The sequence below is a fragment of the Micromonospora tarensis genome (genome assembly GCF_016803395.1).
Taxonomy (GTDB): Bacteria; Actinomycetota; Actinomycetes; order Mycobacteriales; family Micromonosporaceae; genus Micromonospora; species Micromonospora tarensis.
Genome location: NZ_JAEVHL010000064.1, coordinates 13,040 through 28,555 on the forward strand (window position 1 = coordinate 13,040; position 15,516 = coordinate 28,555).

Annotated in this window: 11 protein-coding genes and 2 pseudogenes; 8 read left to right on the plus strand and 5 right to left on the minus strand. The window is 69.9% G+C overall.

The window, feature by feature from the left end:
• Nucleotides 1-9: 9 nt before the first annotated feature.
• Nucleotides 10-1,344 (plus strand): galactose-1-phosphate uridylyltransferase, encoded by a 1,335-nt coding sequence (gene galT, locus JM949_RS15115; RefSeq protein WP_407664774.1) that lies wholly within the window; start codon nucleotides 10-12, stop codon nucleotides 1,342-1,344.
• Between the two features lie 15 nt (nucleotides 1,345-1,359).
• On the opposite strand, the gene JM949_RS15120 is transcribed toward galT, so the two are convergent.
• Nucleotides 1,360-2,577, minus strand: coding sequence for an NADP-dependent isocitrate dehydrogenase (locus tag JM949_RS15120; RefSeq protein ID WP_203149118.1), 1,218 nt, complete (start codon nucleotides 2,575-2,577; stop codon nucleotides 1,360-1,362).
• Between the two features lie 368 nt (nucleotides 2,578-2,945).
• Here JM949_RS15120 and JM949_RS37050 point away from each other — a divergent pair, with 368 nt between their 5' ends.
• Nucleotides 2,946-3,317 carry an MBL fold metallo-hydrolase gene (locus JM949_RS37050; RefSeq protein ID WP_309232164.1) on the plus strand — a complete coding sequence of 124 codons (372 nt, stop codon included), beginning with the start codon at nucleotides 2,946-2,948 and terminating at the stop codon, nucleotides 3,315-3,317.
• A 442-nt stretch (nucleotides 3,318-3,759) separates the two neighbouring features.
• On the opposite strand, the gene JM949_RS15130 is transcribed toward JM949_RS37050, so the two are convergent.
• Both JM949_RS15130 and JM949_RS15135 read right to left on the minus strand, forming a co-directional pair.
• The gene (locus tag JM949_RS15130) at nucleotides 3,760-4,710 is read right to left on the minus strand and encodes a malate dehydrogenase (RefSeq protein ID WP_203149119.1); all 951 of its coding nucleotides are present in this window, start codon (nucleotides 4,708-4,710) and stop codon (nucleotides 3,760-3,762) included.
• A 147-nt stretch (nucleotides 4,711-4,857) separates the two neighbouring features.
• Nucleotides 4,858-5,718 (minus strand): bifunctional methylenetetrahydrofolate dehydrogenase/methenyltetrahydrofolate cyclohydrolase, encoded by an 861-nt coding sequence (locus JM949_RS15135; RefSeq protein WP_203149120.1) that lies wholly within the window; start codon nucleotides 5,716-5,718, stop codon nucleotides 4,858-4,860.
• Between the two features lie 482 nt (nucleotides 5,719-6,200).
• Here JM949_RS15135 and JM949_RS15140 point away from each other — a divergent pair.
• The 5 genes and pseudogenes from JM949_RS15140 (at nucleotide 6,201) to JM949_RS15160 (ending at nucleotide 12,107) form a co-directional block, all read left to right on the plus strand.
• A pseudogene (locus JM949_RS15140) lies at nucleotides 6,201-7,801 on the plus strand (peptide ABC transporter substrate-binding protein).
• Nucleotides 7,802-7,996: 195 nt separating this feature from the next.
• The gene (locus JM949_RS15145) at nucleotides 7,997-8,935 is read left to right on the plus strand and encodes an ABC transporter permease (RefSeq protein WP_203149121.1); all 939 of its coding nucleotides are present in this window, start codon (nucleotides 7,997-7,999) and stop codon (nucleotides 8,933-8,935) included.
• Between the two features lie 152 nt (nucleotides 8,936-9,087).
• Entirely contained in the window at nucleotides 9,088-10,044 is a 957-nt protein-coding gene (locus tag JM949_RS15150; protein WP_203149122.1) for an ABC transporter permease, read from the plus strand.
• Nucleotides 10,045-10,051: 7 nt separating this feature from the next.
• The gene (locus JM949_RS15155) at nucleotides 10,052-11,089 is read left to right on the plus strand and encodes an ABC transporter ATP-binding protein (RefSeq protein WP_203149123.1); all 1,038 of its coding nucleotides are present in this window, start codon (nucleotides 10,052-10,054) and stop codon (nucleotides 11,087-11,089) included.
• Complete coding sequence (locus JM949_RS15160) at nucleotides 11,073-12,107, plus strand: ABC transporter ATP-binding protein (RefSeq protein WP_203149124.1); 1,035 nt, start codon at nucleotides 11,073-11,075, stop codon at nucleotides 12,105-12,107. The genes JM949_RS15155 and JM949_RS15160 overlap by 17 nt, the downstream gene beginning before the upstream one ends.
• A gap of 117 nt (nucleotides 12,108-12,224) precedes the next feature.
• Here JM949_RS15160 and purH read toward each other — a convergent pair.
• Both purH and purN read right to left on the minus strand, forming a co-directional pair.
• Nucleotides 12,225-13,795: pseudogene (purH, locus tag JM949_RS15165) on the minus strand (bifunctional phosphoribosylaminoimidazolecarboxamide formyltransferase/IMP cyclohydrolase).
• Nucleotides 13,792-14,412: a phosphoribosylglycinamide formyltransferase gene (gene purN / locus JM949_RS15170; RefSeq protein WP_203149125.1), complete on the minus strand. Its 621-nt coding sequence runs from the start codon at nucleotides 14,410-14,412 to the stop codon at nucleotides 13,792-13,794. Before purN ends, purH begins: the two are co-directional and overlap by 4 nt.
• A 292-nt stretch (nucleotides 14,413-14,704) precedes the next feature.
• Here purN and JM949_RS15175 point away from each other — a divergent pair, with 292 nt between their 5' ends.
• A complete protein-coding gene (locus tag JM949_RS15175) occupies nucleotides 14,705-15,277 on the plus strand; it encodes a DUF4190 domain-containing protein (protein WP_203149126.1) in 573 nt (190 codons plus the stop codon).
• The last annotated feature ends 239 nt before the right edge of the window (nucleotides 15,278-15,516 follow it).

The window sequence follows — 15,516 nt, forward strand, 5'->3', positions numbered from 1 at the left end:
GACGGCGTTGTGAAGCGCACCGCGATCGACCTGGCCGACGGCCGGGAGCTGATCTACTTCGACGAGCGCGACGACGCGGTCCGCGACCAGCCGGACCGCCGAGACCTGCCGCCGCCTCCGCCCGCGTCGCAGCTGCGCTACGACCCGCTGACCGACGAGTGGGTGGCGGTCGCCGTGCACCGGCAGACCCGCACCTTCCTGCCGCCGGCCAACGAGTGCCCCCTCGACCCCTCGGTGGGCGATCGGCTGACCGAGATCCCCGCGCCCGACTACGACGTGGTGGTGTTCGAGAACCGGTTCCCGTCACTGAGTGGCCGGGTGGCCGAGGAGCCCGAGGAGATCACCCCGTTCACCACGGTCCGGCCGGGGCTCGGCCGCTGCGAGGTGGTCTGCTTCACCTCCGACCACAACGCCTCCTTCGCCAGCCTGCCGCCGCGCCGGGTCCGCACCGTGCTGGACGCGCTCGCCGACCGGACCGAGGTGCTGGGCGAGCTGCCCGGCGTCGAACAGGTCTTCTGCTTCGAGAACCGGGGCGTCGAGATCGGTGTCACGCTGCACCACCCGCACGGGCAGATCTACGCGTACCCCTTCGTGACGCCGCGCACCCGCGCGCTGCTGGCCGCGGCCCGCCGGCACGCCGAGCGGACCGGCGGAGGCAACCTGTACGCGGACGTGCTGGCCGCCGAGCGCGCCACCGGCGACCGGGTGGTCACCGAGAACGAGCACTGGACGGCGTTCGTCCCGGCGGCGGCCCGCTGGCCGTTCGAGGTGCACGTCGCGCCGCACCGGGTGGTGCCGGACATCCCGGCGCTCAGCGACCACGAGCGGGACGCCTTCGGGCCGCTCTACCTGGATCTGCTGCGCCGCTTCGACGGCCTGTTCGACATGCCGATGCCGTACATCTCGGCCTGGCACCAGGCGCCGGTACGCGTCGACCGGGAGTTGGGCCACCTGCACCTGCAGCTGTTCAGCATCCGGCGGGCCACGGACAAGCTGAAGTACCTGGCGGGCTCCGAGTCCGGGATGGGAGTGTTCATCAACGACATCTCCCCGGAGCACGCGCCGATCTGCTTCGCGCCGCCTGAGCAGGCGGGGAACAGGGCGCGGGGGGCCCGGGACAGGGCCCCCCGCAGGGAAGGGACGGCTGGCTGTGCACGGCACAGCCGGGAAGGCTGGCTGATCGGCGCACGGGTGCCGCAGGTCGACCGTGGTCAACCTTCCTGGACTCGACTGGCATCTTGTCCATCCTGGTCAACGAGGCGCGCCGACCGGAGTGACGCCGGGCGGCGTGGCGACACCAGACGCACCGAAGCCCGCCGGCAGAGTGCCGGCGGGCTTCGATGACGCGGTACGCCTGAATCAGGCGGCGAGCTTGCGGGCCAGGTTCTCGTCGAGCGCGTTCATGAACTCGTCGGTGGTCAGCCACGGGGCGTCGCGCGAGATGAGCAGCGCGAGGTCCTTGGTCATCTGGCCGCCCTCGACGGTGTCGACGATGACCTGCTCCAGGGTGTTGGCGAACTCGGTGACCGCCGGGGTGCCGTCCAGCTTGCCCCGGTGGGCCAGGCCCCGGGTCCAGGCGTAGATCGACGCGATCGGGTTGGTCGAGGTCTTCTCGCCCTTCTGGTACTGCCGGTAGTGCCGGGTGACAGTGCCGTGGGCGGCCTCGGCCTCGACGGTCCGGCCGTCCGGGGAGAGCAGCACCGAGGTCATCAGACCCAGCGAGCCGAAGCCCTGCGCGACGGTGTCGGACTGCACGTCACCGTCGTAGTTCTTGCAGGCCCAGACGTAGCCGCCCTCCCACTTGAGCGCGGCGGCGACCATGTCGTCGATCAGCCGGTGCTCGTAGGTGATGCCGGCGGCGTCGAACTCGGCCTTGAACTCGTTCTCGAACACCTCGGCGAAGATGTCCTTGAACCGGCCGTCGTACGCCTTGAGGATGGTGTTCTTGGTGGACAGGTAGACCGGGTAGTTGCGGTCCAGCCCGTACCGGAACGACGCCCGGGCGAAGTCCCGGATCGACTCGTCGTAGTTGTACATGCCCATGGCGATGCCGCCGCCGGAGAAGTTGGCGACCTCCATCTCCATCGGCGCGCCGCCGTCGGCCGGGGTGTAGGTGACGGTCACCTTGCCGGGGCCGGGGACGACGAAGTCGGTGGCCTTGTACTGGTCACCGTGGGCGTGCCGGCCGATGATGATCGGCTTGGTCCAGCCGGGGACCAGCCGCGGCACGTTGGACATGATGATCGGCTCGCGGAAGACGACGCCACCGAGGATGTTGCGGATGGTGCCGTTGGGCGACCGCCACATCTTCTTCAGGCCGAACTCCTCGACCCGGGCCTCGTCCGGGGTGATGGTCGCGCACTTGACGCCGACGCCGTGCTCCTTGATGGCGTTGGCGGCGTCGATGGTGACCTGGTCGTCGGTCTCGTCGCGGTGCTGGATCGACAGGTCGTAGTAGTGCAGGTCGACGTCGAGGTAGGGCAGGATCAGCTGCTCCCGGATCTGCTTCCAGATGATCCGGGTCATCTCGTCGCCGTCGAGCTCCACGACCGGGTTGTTTACCTTGATCTTCGCCATCGGCCGGCGCTCCTCTCGGGGGACACGTGCTCAAGCAGTACGAGCGTACTGCAATTGGGCCGGCAGCCCCCAGCCGGCCTCGACCGGCCGGCGGAAACCGGGCTGCACGGCACAGAAGTTCCCTGGCATCATCGCCCGATGCCACTGAGCCGCACCCTCGGGTCTATCACGGTGACCGCTCTGACCGACGGCGAGGGTGCCTTCTTCCAACCTCGCGGCGAGGCGTTTCCCCTCGCCACGGCCGCGCACTGGCGGGAGGCCGACCGACGTGACCCCGGCTCGGTGACCGCCGACGGCAGTGGTGGCTGCCGTTTCGCAGCTTCGCGATCCGTGTCGGCGACGGGCCGGTCACCCTGGTCGACGCCGGCATCGGCCCGACCGACGCGCCCGCCGCGAGCTGGGCGCCGGTGCCCGGCCGGATGCCCGCCGAGTTGGCCGCCGCCGGCATCGATCCGGCCGACGTCGACGCGGTCATCCTGACCCACCTGCACAGCGACCACATCGGCTGGGCGGTCACCGGCACACCGGGCCGTCCGTACTTCCCGAACGCGAGCTACCTGGTGCAGCGCGCCGAGGTGACGGCGGCGGAGGCGCTCAACCCGGGCCTGCCGGCCGGCCTGATCGCGCCGTTACGCGCCGCCGGCCAACTCCGGGTGGTCGACGGCGAGGCCACCCTCCCCCCAGCGGTACGACTGCTGCCCACTCCCGGCCACACGCCCGCCACCAGTCGGTGCTGGTGACCTCTGCCGACGAACGGATGCTGCTCACCGGGGACCTGCGGACCGGGACCCACGCCGGCCGCCCGCCCGCTCGATCTCGTCCCACGCCGCGCCGGGCCGGGCAGGCCCCTCGATCTCGTCCCACGCCGCGCCGGGCCGGGCAGGCCCCTCGATCCTGGATACAGGGGCATCGAGCACCCCGGAGACCACTACAACCAGGATCGAGCACGATCTCCACGAAGAAATCCGCCTGCCGCCCTCGGCGACAGCACGATCCCAAAGTCACGCCCGTCCCCACCCCAACCGCCCCCAGCCGCCCGGCTGCGGTTGATCAGGATGTTCGCGTCACAGGACCGCGATTCCTGACGCAAACCCCTTGATCGACAAGGGTGCGGGATTGGGACGGGGAAGGGCGCGCCGGCTTTGCCGGCGCGCCCTTCGTCGATGCGGGGGTTCAGGGGGACTACATGCTGGAGATGTCGCTCTGCTTGGCGCGGACGGCTTCGGCGGCCGCCAGGAGGCTGGCGCGCTCGTCGGCGTCCAGGTCGGTCTCGACGACCCGCTTGACGCCCTCGGCGCCGATCTCGGCCTCGACGCCCAGGTAGACGCCGGAGATGCCGTACTCGCCGTCGACCCAGGCGCAGACCGGCATGACCTCGCCGGAGTCCTCCGCGACGGCCTTGGCCATCCGGGCGGCGGCGGCGGACGGGGCGTAGTACGCCGACCCGGTCTTGAGCAGCGCGACCACCTCGGCGCCACCGTTGCGGGTCTTGACGACCAGCTCCTCGATCTGCTCGGCCGGCATCGCGTCACGCAGCGGCTTGCCGTTGACGGTGCTCTTCGACGGCACCGGGACCATGGTGTCGCCGTGCGAGCCCAGGGTCAGCGTGCGCACCGACGCCACCGGCACGTTCAGCGCCTCGGCGACGAAGTTGCTGAACCGGGCGGTGTCCAGCATGCCGGCCTGGCCGAGCACCCGGTTCTTGGGGAACTGGGTGGCGATCTGGGCCAGCGCGGTCATCTCGTCGAGTGGGTTGGAGACGACGATGACGACGGCACTCGGAGCGTACTTGGCGACGTTCTCGGCGACCTGACGAACGATCTTGGCGTTGGTCTCCAGCAGGTCCATCCGGCTCATGCCGGGCTTCCGGGGCAGACCAGCGGTGATGACGACGACGTCGGAGCCCTCGATGGCCTCGTAACCCTCACCGTTGGGGCCGGTCGTCACACCGACCACCTTGGTCTCGAAGCCCTCGATGGCCCGGGACTGGTTGAGGTCGAGCGCGAGGCCTGCGGGCTTGCCCTCCACGATGTCGGTGATCACTACGGTGTCGAAGACGTCGTACTCGGCCAGGCGCTGTGCGGTGGTGGAGCCGTAGAAGCCAGCCCCGACGACAGTGACCTTCTTACCCATGGTCGTCCCACTCCCTGATACCAGTCGGTTTTCCGGACCGTATCAGTCATCTTGGCACCGATCGGGCCAGGGGCGGCGGCCGTCGCCGGGATGGGGCGAACGTCACCGCCGTCACTGGCGCGCCGGTCAGCGTCACTGGCGCGCGGGTCAGCCGCGCTCGGCGCGCTCCACCACGTTGGTGAGCAGCATCGCCCGGGTCATCGGGCCCACGCCGCCGGGCATCGGGACCAGCGCTCCGGCCGTTGCGGCCACCTCCGGGTCCACGTCGCCGGTGTAGCGACCCTTGCCGTCCGCGCCGATCACCCGGGTGATGCCCACGTCGACGACGACCGCGCCGGGCCTGATCATGTCGGCGGTGAGCAGCCCCGGTACGCCGGCCGCGACGATGACGATGTCGGCGGCCCGGGTGTGCGAGGCAAGGTCGAGGGTGCCGGTGTGGCACAGGGTGACCGTGGCGTTCTCGCTGCGCCGGGTGAGCAGCAGGCCGAGCGGACGACCCACCGTGTTGCCCCGACCGACCACCGCGACGGTGGCGCCACGGAGGGCCACGTCGTGCCGGCGGAGCAGCTCGACGATGCCGCGCGGGGTGCAGGGCAGCGGGCCGTCGTAGCCGAGCACGAGGCGACCAAGGTTGACCGGGTGCAGCCCGTCGGCGTCCTTGTCGGGGTCGATCAGCTCCAGCACCCGCTGGGTGTCGAGGTGGGCGGGCAGCGGTAACTGGACGATGTAACCGTGGCACGCCGGGTCGGCGTTCAACTCGGCCAGCACGTCGTCGACCTGCTGCTGGGTGGCGTCCGCCGGCAGCTCGCGGCGGATCGAGGCGATCCCCACCTCGGCGCAGTCGCGGTGCTTGCCGTTGACGTACGCCTGGCTGCCCGGGTCCGCCCCGACCAGCACGGTGCCGAGCCCGGGGGTGATACCGCGTGCCGCGAGTGCCTTCACCCGTATCCGCAGCTCGTCCTTGATCTCCGCCGCGGTTGCCTTGCCGTCCAGGAGCGTCGCCGTCACGACCCGATCGTCTCACGACCCGCGATTGGGACGACCTCGGCCCCGGCCGCCGGAGGTCGGGCGGAACGGCCGCCGGCTGGCCGGGCAGGCCGGCCAGCTCGGGCCGGCCATCCTTCACGGTGACCGTAAGTCACGTGTCGCTAGTCACTCTCGGTCACAAACTGTGGATTCGATCACTGTCGAACCAGACAGGTCGGCGCGGACGGGCGGAGATCGGAGCGACGACCCAGGCGTCGTCAGGAGGCCCCAGACACTCCCAACCAGCACCACCGCCCGACCGAAGGCTCGCAGCTCATCGCCGGCATATCCGGTTTCCGCTAGCAGATCCCATCGGCACCGACAAGGAGGGCAACCCCGGACCGTTACCCACCCGCAACCGCGTCGTTGTCGAAGTCCCGCCGCCGACCTACCGTTACCGGTTGTTGCGCAGCGTAACCCAGCGTCGGGCCTGACTGCGCAGCGTGAGGAGATGAGGAGGCTCAATGCGAGTTCGTAGACTCGCCGCCTGGACCGCCCTCCCGCTCGCGGTGACGCTGGGCCTCGCGGCCTGCGGCAGCGGCGGAGACGGTGGATCCGGCGGCAGCGACAGTTCGGCGGTCAGCATCCAGATCGGCGAACCCAAGCACCTGGTTCCCACCAACACCACTGAGACGTCCGGCTCCCAGGTGATCGCCGGCCTGTTCAGCCCGCTCGTCGACTACGACGCCCAGAACAAGCCGTACGAGGTCGCGGCCCAGTCGGTGACCTCGACCGACAACAAGGTCTGGACGATCAAGCTCAAGGACGGCTACACCTTCCACAACGGCGAGAAGGTCACGTCCGAGGACTACATCAACGCCTGGAACTACGGCGCGTACGCCCCCAACGGCCAGGACAGCAACTTCTTCTTCGAGAAGATCGCTGGCTACGCCGACCTGCAGGGCATGGCGCCGAAGGCCAAGGAGATGTCCGGGCTGAAGAAGGTCGACGACCTCACCTTCACCGTGACGCTGTCCGAGCCGTACATCGACTTCAAGACGACGCTTGGCTACAACGCGTTCTTCCCGATGCCGGACGCCGCGTTCTCGGCCCCGGGCGTGCTGAAGGACTCCTACGAGCAGGCGCCGATCGGGCAGGGCCCGTTCAAGATGAAGGGCACCTGGCAGCACGACAGCAAGATCGAGGTCGAGCGGTACGACGCGTTCCCGGGCGAGAAGGCCAAGGTGAAGAACGTCGAGTTCCGGATCTACCAGCAGCTCACCGCGGCGTACGCGGACGTCCTGGCGGACAACCTGGACGTTCTGCCGACGATCCCGACCGAGAGCCTGAGCACCGCGCCGACCGACCTGGGCGACCGGTACAAGACCAGCCCGATGTCGTCGTTCCAGTTCCTGGCGTTCCCGACGTTCGACAAGGACTACAGCAACCCGGACGTCCGTAAGGCCATCTCGATGGCGATCGACCGGGACGAGATCACCAAGTCGGTCTTCAAGGGTTCGCAGACGTCGGCACGCTCCTTCGTCTCACCGGTCCTGCCGGGCTACCGGGAGGACACCACCGGCAAGGCGGGCGAGTTCAACCCGACCGAGGCCAAGAAGCTCTACCAGGCCGCCGGCGGCCCGTCGAAGATCGTCATCTCGTACAACGGCGACGGCGGTCACAAGGACTGGGTCGACGCCACCGTCAACCAGCTCAAGGCCAACCTGGGCGTCGACGCCGTCGCTCGGCCGAGCCGAAGTTCGCCGACCTGTTGACCAAGGTCGAGAAGAAGACGCCGGTGGGTGCGTTCCGGATGGGCTGGGTCATGGACTACCCGACCATGGAGGACTACCTCGGCCCGCTGTACAGCACGAACGGCTCGTCGAACTACTACGGCTACAGCAACCCGGAGTTCGACAAGCTGGTCAAGGAGGGTTCCGCCGCCAAGACGCAGGACGAGGCGATTGCCAAGTACCAGCAGGCGGAGGACATCCTGGCCAAGGACATGCCGGTGATCCCGCTCCGCTTCGGCGAGAACGTGTTCGGCCACTCGTCCAAGGTCAAGAACGTGGAGATGGACCTGTTCCAGCGGGTCAACCTCGTCAAGATCGAAGCAGCCAGCTGAGCTGACATGGTGCGGGCCATCCGGGCGGCGACGCCCGGGTGGCCCCTACCGCACCACCGGGGCCGGGCCACGACAGCGGACCCGGCGCCGGTGGTGCCGGCTCCCCCGGGCCGACGGCACGTCTCGGATATTTCGGGTACGACCAGAGATGCCGTCCTGCGACCCTTTCGCATATTTCCGGAGAGACTGCTAAGCATGTTCCGCTACATCCTGCGGCGCCTACTGCAGATGGTCCTGGCCTTCTTCGGGACCACCCTGATCGTCTACGCGCTGACATTCGCCGGGCAGGGCGATCCGATCCAGGCGCTCGCCGGTGAGCGGCCGGTGACGCCAGCCCAACGGGCCTACCTGACCGAGAAGTACCACCTGGACGCCACCGGCGTGGGCGGCTTCTTCTACCGCTACGTCGACTACGTGAAGAACCTGCTCCAGGGCAACCTGGGCGAATCGCTCACCGGTCGGAACATCGGCGACATCCTTCAGCAGGCCTGGCCGGTCACCGTGCGGCTGGCGCTCATCGCGCTCGCCGTGGCGATCATCTTCGGGGTCAGCGCCGGTGTGATCGCGGGTATCCGCCGGGCCAGCATCTTCGACAACTCGACGCTGGTGCTGACCCTGCTGGTGCTGGGCATCCCGACCATCGTGCTGGCGCCGCTGGCGCAGTTCTTCCTGGGCGTCAAGTGGCAGCTCTTCCCGCCCACCGCCGGCTCCGACCCGACGTTCTACGCGCTCCTGCTGCCGGGCATCGTGCTCGGCTCGCTGTCGCTGGCCACCGCGCTGCGGCTCACCCGCGCCTCGGTGGCGGAGAACCTGCGCGCGGACTATGTCCGGACCGCCCGGTCGAAGGGCCTGGTCAAGCGCCGCATCGTCATCGTCCACGTGCTGCGTAACTCACTGATCCCGGTGGTCACCTTCCTCGGTGTGGAGCTGGGCAACCTGATGAGCGGCGCGATCATCACCGAGGGCGTCTTCAACATCCCCGGAGTGGGCTTCAACCTCTTCCGCGGCATCCGCACCGAGGACGGCCCCCTGGTGGTGGGCATCGTCAGCGTGCTCGTCGTGGTCTACCTGGTCTCGAACCTGGTGGTGGACGTCCTGTACGCCGTACTCGACCCGAGGATCCGCTATGAGTGAGCGCAGCGAACGAATCATCAGCGCAGCGTGCCTGGGCTCTCATGCCGGCGCCGAGCGCAGCGAGGTGCAGGCATGAGTGAGCGCAGCGAACGAATCATCAGCGCAGCGTGCCTGGGCTCCCATGCCGGCGCCGAGCGCAGCAAGGTGCGGACATGAGTGACTTCGAAACTGTGGCGGCCACCGAGAACCAGGCCGCACGACGTGGCCCCTCGGGCGAGCCGGGCACACCCAACCAGGTCGGCGCGCCGCACAAGCCACGCAGCCTGGCCGGAGACGCCTGGCGCGACCTGCGCCGTAACCCGATCTTCTGGATCTCGCTGGCGCTGGTCGTCATCTTCACCCTGATGGCGCTGCTCCCGGGGGTCTTCACCGCCAACAACCCGAACGACTGCCTGCTGTCCCGGCAGCACGCCGGGCCGTCCGGCGGAGCCATCTTCGGGTACGACTTCCAGGGCTGCGACACGTACTCCCGGGCGGTCTACGGCACCCGGGCCTCGCTGCTGGTCGGCGCGCTCGCCGCGCTCGGCACCGGGATCATCGCCCTGGTGGTCGGCATGCTGGCCGGTTACTTCGGCCGCTGGGTCGACGCGGTGCTCTCCCGGGTGATCGACGTGGTGCTCGGCATCCCGCTGCTGCTGGCCGCGATCGTGCTGCTCAAGCGGGTGTCCAGCGACAGCCAGTGGGCCCGGATCGGCGCTGTCGTCTTCGTGCTGGCCCTGCTCGGCTGGACCACCGCCGCCCGGGTGGTCCGATCCTCGGTGATCACCGCCAAGGAGCAGGACTATGTCGCGGCGGCCCGGATGCTCGGCGCCGGCCACAGCCGGATCATGTGGCGCCACATCCTGCCGAACTCGCTGGCCCCGGCCATCGTCGTGCTGACCATCGCGCTCGGCTCGTTCATCGCGGCCGAGGCGACGCTCTCCTTCCTGGGCATCGGCCTGAAGGCGCCGACCATCTCGTGGGGCCAGGACATCGACACCGGCCGCATCCACATGCGGGAGGCCGCCCTCCCGCTGATCGTCCCGTCGACGTTTCTCGCCCTGACCGTGCTGGCGTTCATCATGCTCGGTGACGCGATCCGTGACGCCTTCGACCCGAAGCTGCGGTGACTTCCTCATGACCCACTCCACAGTCGAACCCACGCCCGCCTCCGCCACACCCGAGGGCGGCCACCTGCTGGAGCTGCGGGACCTGCACGTCGAGTTCCGCACCAACGAGGGCGTCGCCCAGGTGATCAACGGCGTGTCGTACCACCTGGACGCCGGGGAGACCCTCGCGGTGCTCGGCGAGTCCGGCTCGGGCAAGTCGGTGACCGCCCAGGCGATCATGGGCATCCTGGACACCCCGCCGGCGTTCGTCCGCTCCGGCCAGATTCTCTATCGGGGCCAGGACCTGCTCACCCAGTCCGAGGAGCAGCGCCGGCAGGTACGCGGCCAGGAGATCGCGATGATCTTCCAGGATGCGCTCTCCGCCCTCAACCCGGTCTTTCCGGTCGGTTGGCAGATCGGCGAGACGCTGCGCCAGCGCGCCGGCATGTCGCGGGCCGACGCCCGACGTCGCGCGATCGAGCTGATGGATCTCGTCAAGATCCCGGGTGCCGCGAAGCGGATCGGCGACTACCCGCACCAGTTCTCCGGCGGCATGCGGCAGCGCGTCATGATCGCCATGGCGCTGGCGCTGGAGCCGAAGGTGCTGATCGCCGACGAGCCCACCACGGCCCTCGACGTGACAGTGCAGGCCCAGATCATGGACCTCCTGGCCGACCTGCGCCGGGAACTCAACATGGCGATGATCCTGATCACCCACGACCTGGGGGTGGTCGCCGGGGTCGCGGACCGGATCGCGGTCATGTACGCCGGCCGGATCGTCGAGCACGCCGACGTCCGCTCGCTCTACAAGGCGCCCGCCCACCCGTACACCAAGGGGTTGTTGGAGTCGATCCCGCGCCTGGACGTCCGCGGCCAGGAGTTGTCGACGATCAAGGGATTGCCGCCGAACCTGATGCACATCCCCTCCGGCTGCCCGTTCCACCCCCGGTGCCCGTACGTCCAGCAGGTCTGCGTGGACGTGGTGCCGCACGACCTGGTCCTCGGCGACGGCCGGACCAGCGCTTGCCACTTCGCGCAGGAGGTCCGTGATGACAGCGCCCACTAACTCCACAAAGGTTCGCGGGGAGACCATCCTCTCCGTCGACAACCTGGTGAAACACTTCCCGATCACCCAGGGCGTGCTGTTCCAGCGGCAGGTCGGCGCGGTCAAGGCGGTCGACGGGGTGAGCTTCGAGCTGCGCCGGGGCGAGACGCTGGGCGTGGTCGGTGAGTCCGGCTGCGGCAAGTCCACCCTGGCCCGGCTGCTGATGCGACTGGAGACGCCCACCTCCGGCGGGGCGACCCTGGAGGGCCGGGACCTGTTCAAGGCGTCCGGGGGCGAGTTGCGTCGGCTACGCCGCAACATGCAGATGGTGATGCAGGACCCGTACACCTCGCTGAACCCGCGGATGACCGTCGGCGACATCATCGGCGAGCCGTTCGAGATCCACCCGGACGCCGCGCCGAAGGGCAGCAAGCAGAAGCGGGTCCAGGAGCTGTTGGACCTGGTCGGGCTCAACCCGGAGCACATCAACAGGTACCCGCACCAGTTCTCCGGCGGTCAGCGTCAGCGCATCGGCATCGCCCGGGCGCTCGCGCTGAAGCCCGAGATCATCGTCTGTGACGAGCCGGTGTCGGCGCTGGACGTCTCCATCCAGGCCCAGGTGATCAACCTGCTGAAGCAGCTACAGGGCGAGCTGGGGCTGTCGTACGTCTTCATCGCGCACGACCTGTCCGTGGTGCGGCACATCGCCGACCGGGTGGCGGTGATGTACCTCGGCCGGATCGTCGAGATCGGCACCGAGGACGAGATCTACGAGCGGGCCACCCACCCGTACACCCAGGCCCTGCTCTCCGCCGTGCCGGTGCCGGACCCGGAGGCCCGCGACCAGCGCAACATGATCCGGCTGGTCGGCGACGTGCCCAGCCCGGCCGACCCGCCGAGCGGCTGCCACTTCCGGACCCGCTGCTGGAAGGCCCAGGACATCTGCGCCGTCGAGGACCCCGCCACGGTCCCCCGGGCGGCCGACCCGCACCCCTCCGCCTGCCACTTCGCCGAACTCCGCCCCACCACCCCGGCCTGACCCCGACCCCAACCGTTGATCATGAGGTTATCGCCCTGCACGTCGGCGTGTCAGGGCGATAACTTCATGATCGACGGGGTCTGGCGGGGCCGGGCGGGCCGGGCGGCCGGCGTGGGGTTAGTGGAAGAAGTGGCGGGTGCCGGTCAGGTACATCGTCACGTTGGCTTTCTTGGCCGCTTCGATGACCTCTTCGTCGCGGATGGAGCCGCCGGGCTGGACGATGGCGCGGACGCCGGCGTCGATCAGGATCTGCGGGCCGTCGGCGAACGGGAAGAACGCGTCCGAGGCGGCCACCGAGCCGCGGGCCCGGTCGGCGCCGGCGCGGCTCACCGCGAGCTGCGCCGAGTCGACCCGGTTGACCTGACCCATGCCGACCCCGACGGTGGCCCCGTCCCTGGCGAGCAGGATCGCGTTGCTCTTCACCGCGCGCACCGCCCGCCAGGCGAACGCCAGGTCGCGCAGCAGCTCCTCGTCGGCGGCCTCGCCGGCCGCCAACTGCCAGTTCGCCGGGTCGTCGCCGGGGGCGTCCACCCGGTCGGCGACCTGGGCCAGCACGCCACCGGTCACCTGTCGCAACTCCACCAGCGCCGGGCTCCAGGACGGCGCGCGCAGCAGCCGGATGTTCTTCTTGCCCTGGAGCACCTCGACCGCGCCCTCGTCGAAGCCGGGCGCGACGACCACCTCGGTGAAGATGTCGGCCACCTGCCGGGCCATCTCGACCGAGACCGACCGGTTGACCGCGATCACCCCGCCGTACGCGGACACCGGGTCGCAGGCGTGTGCCCTGCGGTGCGCCTCGGCCACGTCCACGCCGACCGCGATGCCGCACGGGTTGGCGTGCTTGATGATCGCCACCGCCGGCTGGTCGGCGAAGTCGTTGGCGGCCCGCCAGGCGGCATCCGCGTCGACGTAGTTGTTGTAGGACATCTCCTTGCCGTGCAGCTGCTCCGCCTGGGCCAGCCCGGCCGGGGCGTCCGGGTCGGTGTAGAGCGCGGCCGGCTGGTGCGGGTTCTCGCCGTAACGCAGGCCTGTCGACTTGCGCAGCGACAGCCCGGCGTACTGCGGCCACCAGTCGTCGGCGGGGGCCAGCTCCTGCGCGAACCACCGGGCCACCGCCACGTCGTACTCGGCGATGTCGGCGAACGCCCGCGCGGCCAACGCCCGGCGCTGGGTCAGCGTGAAGCGCCCTCGTCGAGCGCGGCGAGTAGGGCCGGGTAGCCGGCCGGGTCGGTGAGCACGGCGACCGAGGCGTGGTTCTTGGCGGCGGCTCGGACCATCGCCGGGCCGCCGATGTCGATCTGCTCCACGCACTCCTCGACGTCGGCGCCGGAGGCGACCGTGGCCTGGAACGGGTAGAGGTTGGAGACCAGCAGGTCGAACGCCGCCACGCCCAACTCGTCGAGCTGCGCCACGTGGGTGTCCTTGCGCAGGTCGGCGAGGAGGCCCGCGTGCACCTTCGGGTGCAGGGTCTTCACCCGGCCGTCGAGCACCTCGGGGAACCCGGTCACCGTCTCCACCGGCGTCACCGGCACACCCGCGGCGGCGATGGTGCCCGCCGTGCTGCCGGTGGAGACGATCTCCACACCGGCCGCGTGCAGAGCCTGAGCCAGCTCGACCAGCCCGGTCTTGTCGTAGACGCTGACCAGCGCCCGCCTGATCGGGCGGCGCCCGTCCTGAGTGGGACTCACGGAACCGTGACCTTCCTTCCGGTGATGGTCCAGCCTTCGCGGACCAGCCGACCGACCTGCTCGACGAGCTGGCGCCGCTCGGCTTCCTTGATGCGTTCGGTGAGGGTGTCCACGTCGTCGTCGTCGCGCACCGGCACCGCGACCTGCGCGACGATCGGCCCGGTGTCCATGCCGGCGTCGACGAAGAAGAGGGTGGCCCCGGTGAGCTTCACGCCGTAGGCGAGCGCGTCCCGCGGGCCGTGGATGCCGGGGAAAGCCGGCAGCAGGGTGTTGTGGGTGTTCAGGTAGCGGTCGCCGAAGGCGGCGAGGAAGTGCGGACCGACCAGCTTGAGGAAACCGGCGGAGATGACCAGGTCGGGTTGGTGCTTCGCGACGTGCGCGGTGAGCGCGCGGTCCCAGTCCTCCCGGGTGTCGTGGTCCCGGACCCGTTCGACGAAGGTTGGCACCCCCGCCGCGTCGGCCCGGTCCAGGCCCGCGATGCCGTCGCGGTCCGCGCCGACCGCGACGACCCGCGCGCCGTACCCGGGGTCGGCGGCGGCATCCAGCAGCGACTGAAGGTTGCTCCCGGAGCCGGAGACGAGGACGACGATGCGGGCGACGGACGCGGGCTCGGTCACCGGGACACCCTATCGGGCAGGTCAGGGACGCCCTTCGACCGGGCGGCGCGCCGATCTTCGACAGTGCCGACGTGCGGAGACCCGGTACGCTGCCGCTCGCTCGGGTCGAACGTCGCGCCGGCCCGCACGCCGCCACTGATCCGGCACGTGGGAGTGGTCAACAAGAGGCTTTCCGCATGCGTTGGGAGCTATGTCGTCCTGCTGCCGCACTGGGCATCGGGAGGACCGGACCCCGATCATGGATGGAAACAAGCAGTGGCAACTGACGGAACCAGTCCAAGGAGCTTCTCGAATGCAGCCCGGTAACCCCGGTCAGGACCCGTACGGCCAGCAGCCCAACCAGGATCCGACCGCGCCCCAGCCGCCGGCCGCGCCGTACGGCCAGCAGCCCAACCCCGGTCAGCCGTACGGTCAGCAGCCGCACGACCCGTACGCCGCCCCGCAGGCCCCGTACGGTCAGCAGCCCCCGTACGGCCAGCAGCCCACCTCGGGGCAGCCGTACGGCCAGCAACAGCCGTACCAGGACCCGTACGGCCAGCAGCAGCCCCCGTACGGCGCCGGTCCGACCTACCCGAACGCCGGGTACCCGCAGGCGCAGGGGCAGAACAACACCCTCGGCCTGGTGTCGATGATCCTCGGTATCGCGTCGATCCCGCTGGTCTGCTGCCTGTACCTGGGCATCCCGGTCGGCATCGCGGGCGTCGTGACCGGTTACCTCGCGAAGCAGAAGGTCGCCCAGGGCCAGGCCAACAACGCCGGGCAGGCCAAGGCCGGCCTGATCTGTGGCGCGGTCGGCGTCGGACTGGGCATCCTGCTGCTCATCCTGAGCGTGGTGGCCCAGGTCAATCTGCCCACCCAGCCCTGACGGGTTCGGTGTCGACGGGGCGCTCCGGGCTGGTCCGGGGCGCCCCGCGCACGCTCGACCCGGGCACCGGAGCGGGATGAGCGTGATGGCCTACGGCGTGGGGGCGCGGGTGAGCGCTCGGGTAGCGGCGGCACCGAGGAGTGCGCCGGCCGCGATGACCCCGGCCGCCACCGCGCCGACCTGCCAGCCCACCGGCCCGACCTGGGCCAGCCGGACCCGCGCCGAGCGGCCCGCCGGAG

What these genes read in the sequence shown, in the direction of transcription:
- JM949_RS15130 (WP_203149119.1), bottom strand. Translation starts at nt 4,710, where the DNA reads ATGGGTAAGAAGGTCACTGTCGTCGGGGCTGGCTTCTACGGCTCCACC.
- JM949_RS15120 (WP_203149118.1), bottom strand. Translation starts at nt 2,577, where the DNA reads ATGGCGAAGATCAAGGTAAACAACCCGGTCGTGGAGCTCGACGGCGAC.
- JM949_RS15175 (WP_203149126.1), top strand. Translation starts at nt 14,705, where the DNA reads ATGCAGCCCGGTAACCCCGGTCAGGACCCGTACGGCCAGCAGCCCAAC.
- JM949_RS15160 (WP_203149124.1), top strand. Translation starts at nt 11,073, where the DNA reads ATGACAGCGCCCACTAACTCCACAAAGGTTCGCGGGGAGACCATCCTC.
- JM949_RS15150 (WP_203149122.1), top strand. Translation starts at nt 9,088, where the DNA reads ATGAGTGACTTCGAAACTGTGGCGGCCACCGAGAACCAGGCCGCACGA.
- JM949_RS15145 (WP_203149121.1), top strand. Translation starts at nt 7,997, where the DNA reads ATGTTCCGCTACATCCTGCGGCGCCTACTGCAGATGGTCCTGGCCTTC.
- JM949_RS15155 (WP_203149123.1), top strand. Translation starts at nt 10,052, where the DNA reads ATGACCCACTCCACAGTCGAACCCACGCCCGCCTCCGCCACACCCGAG.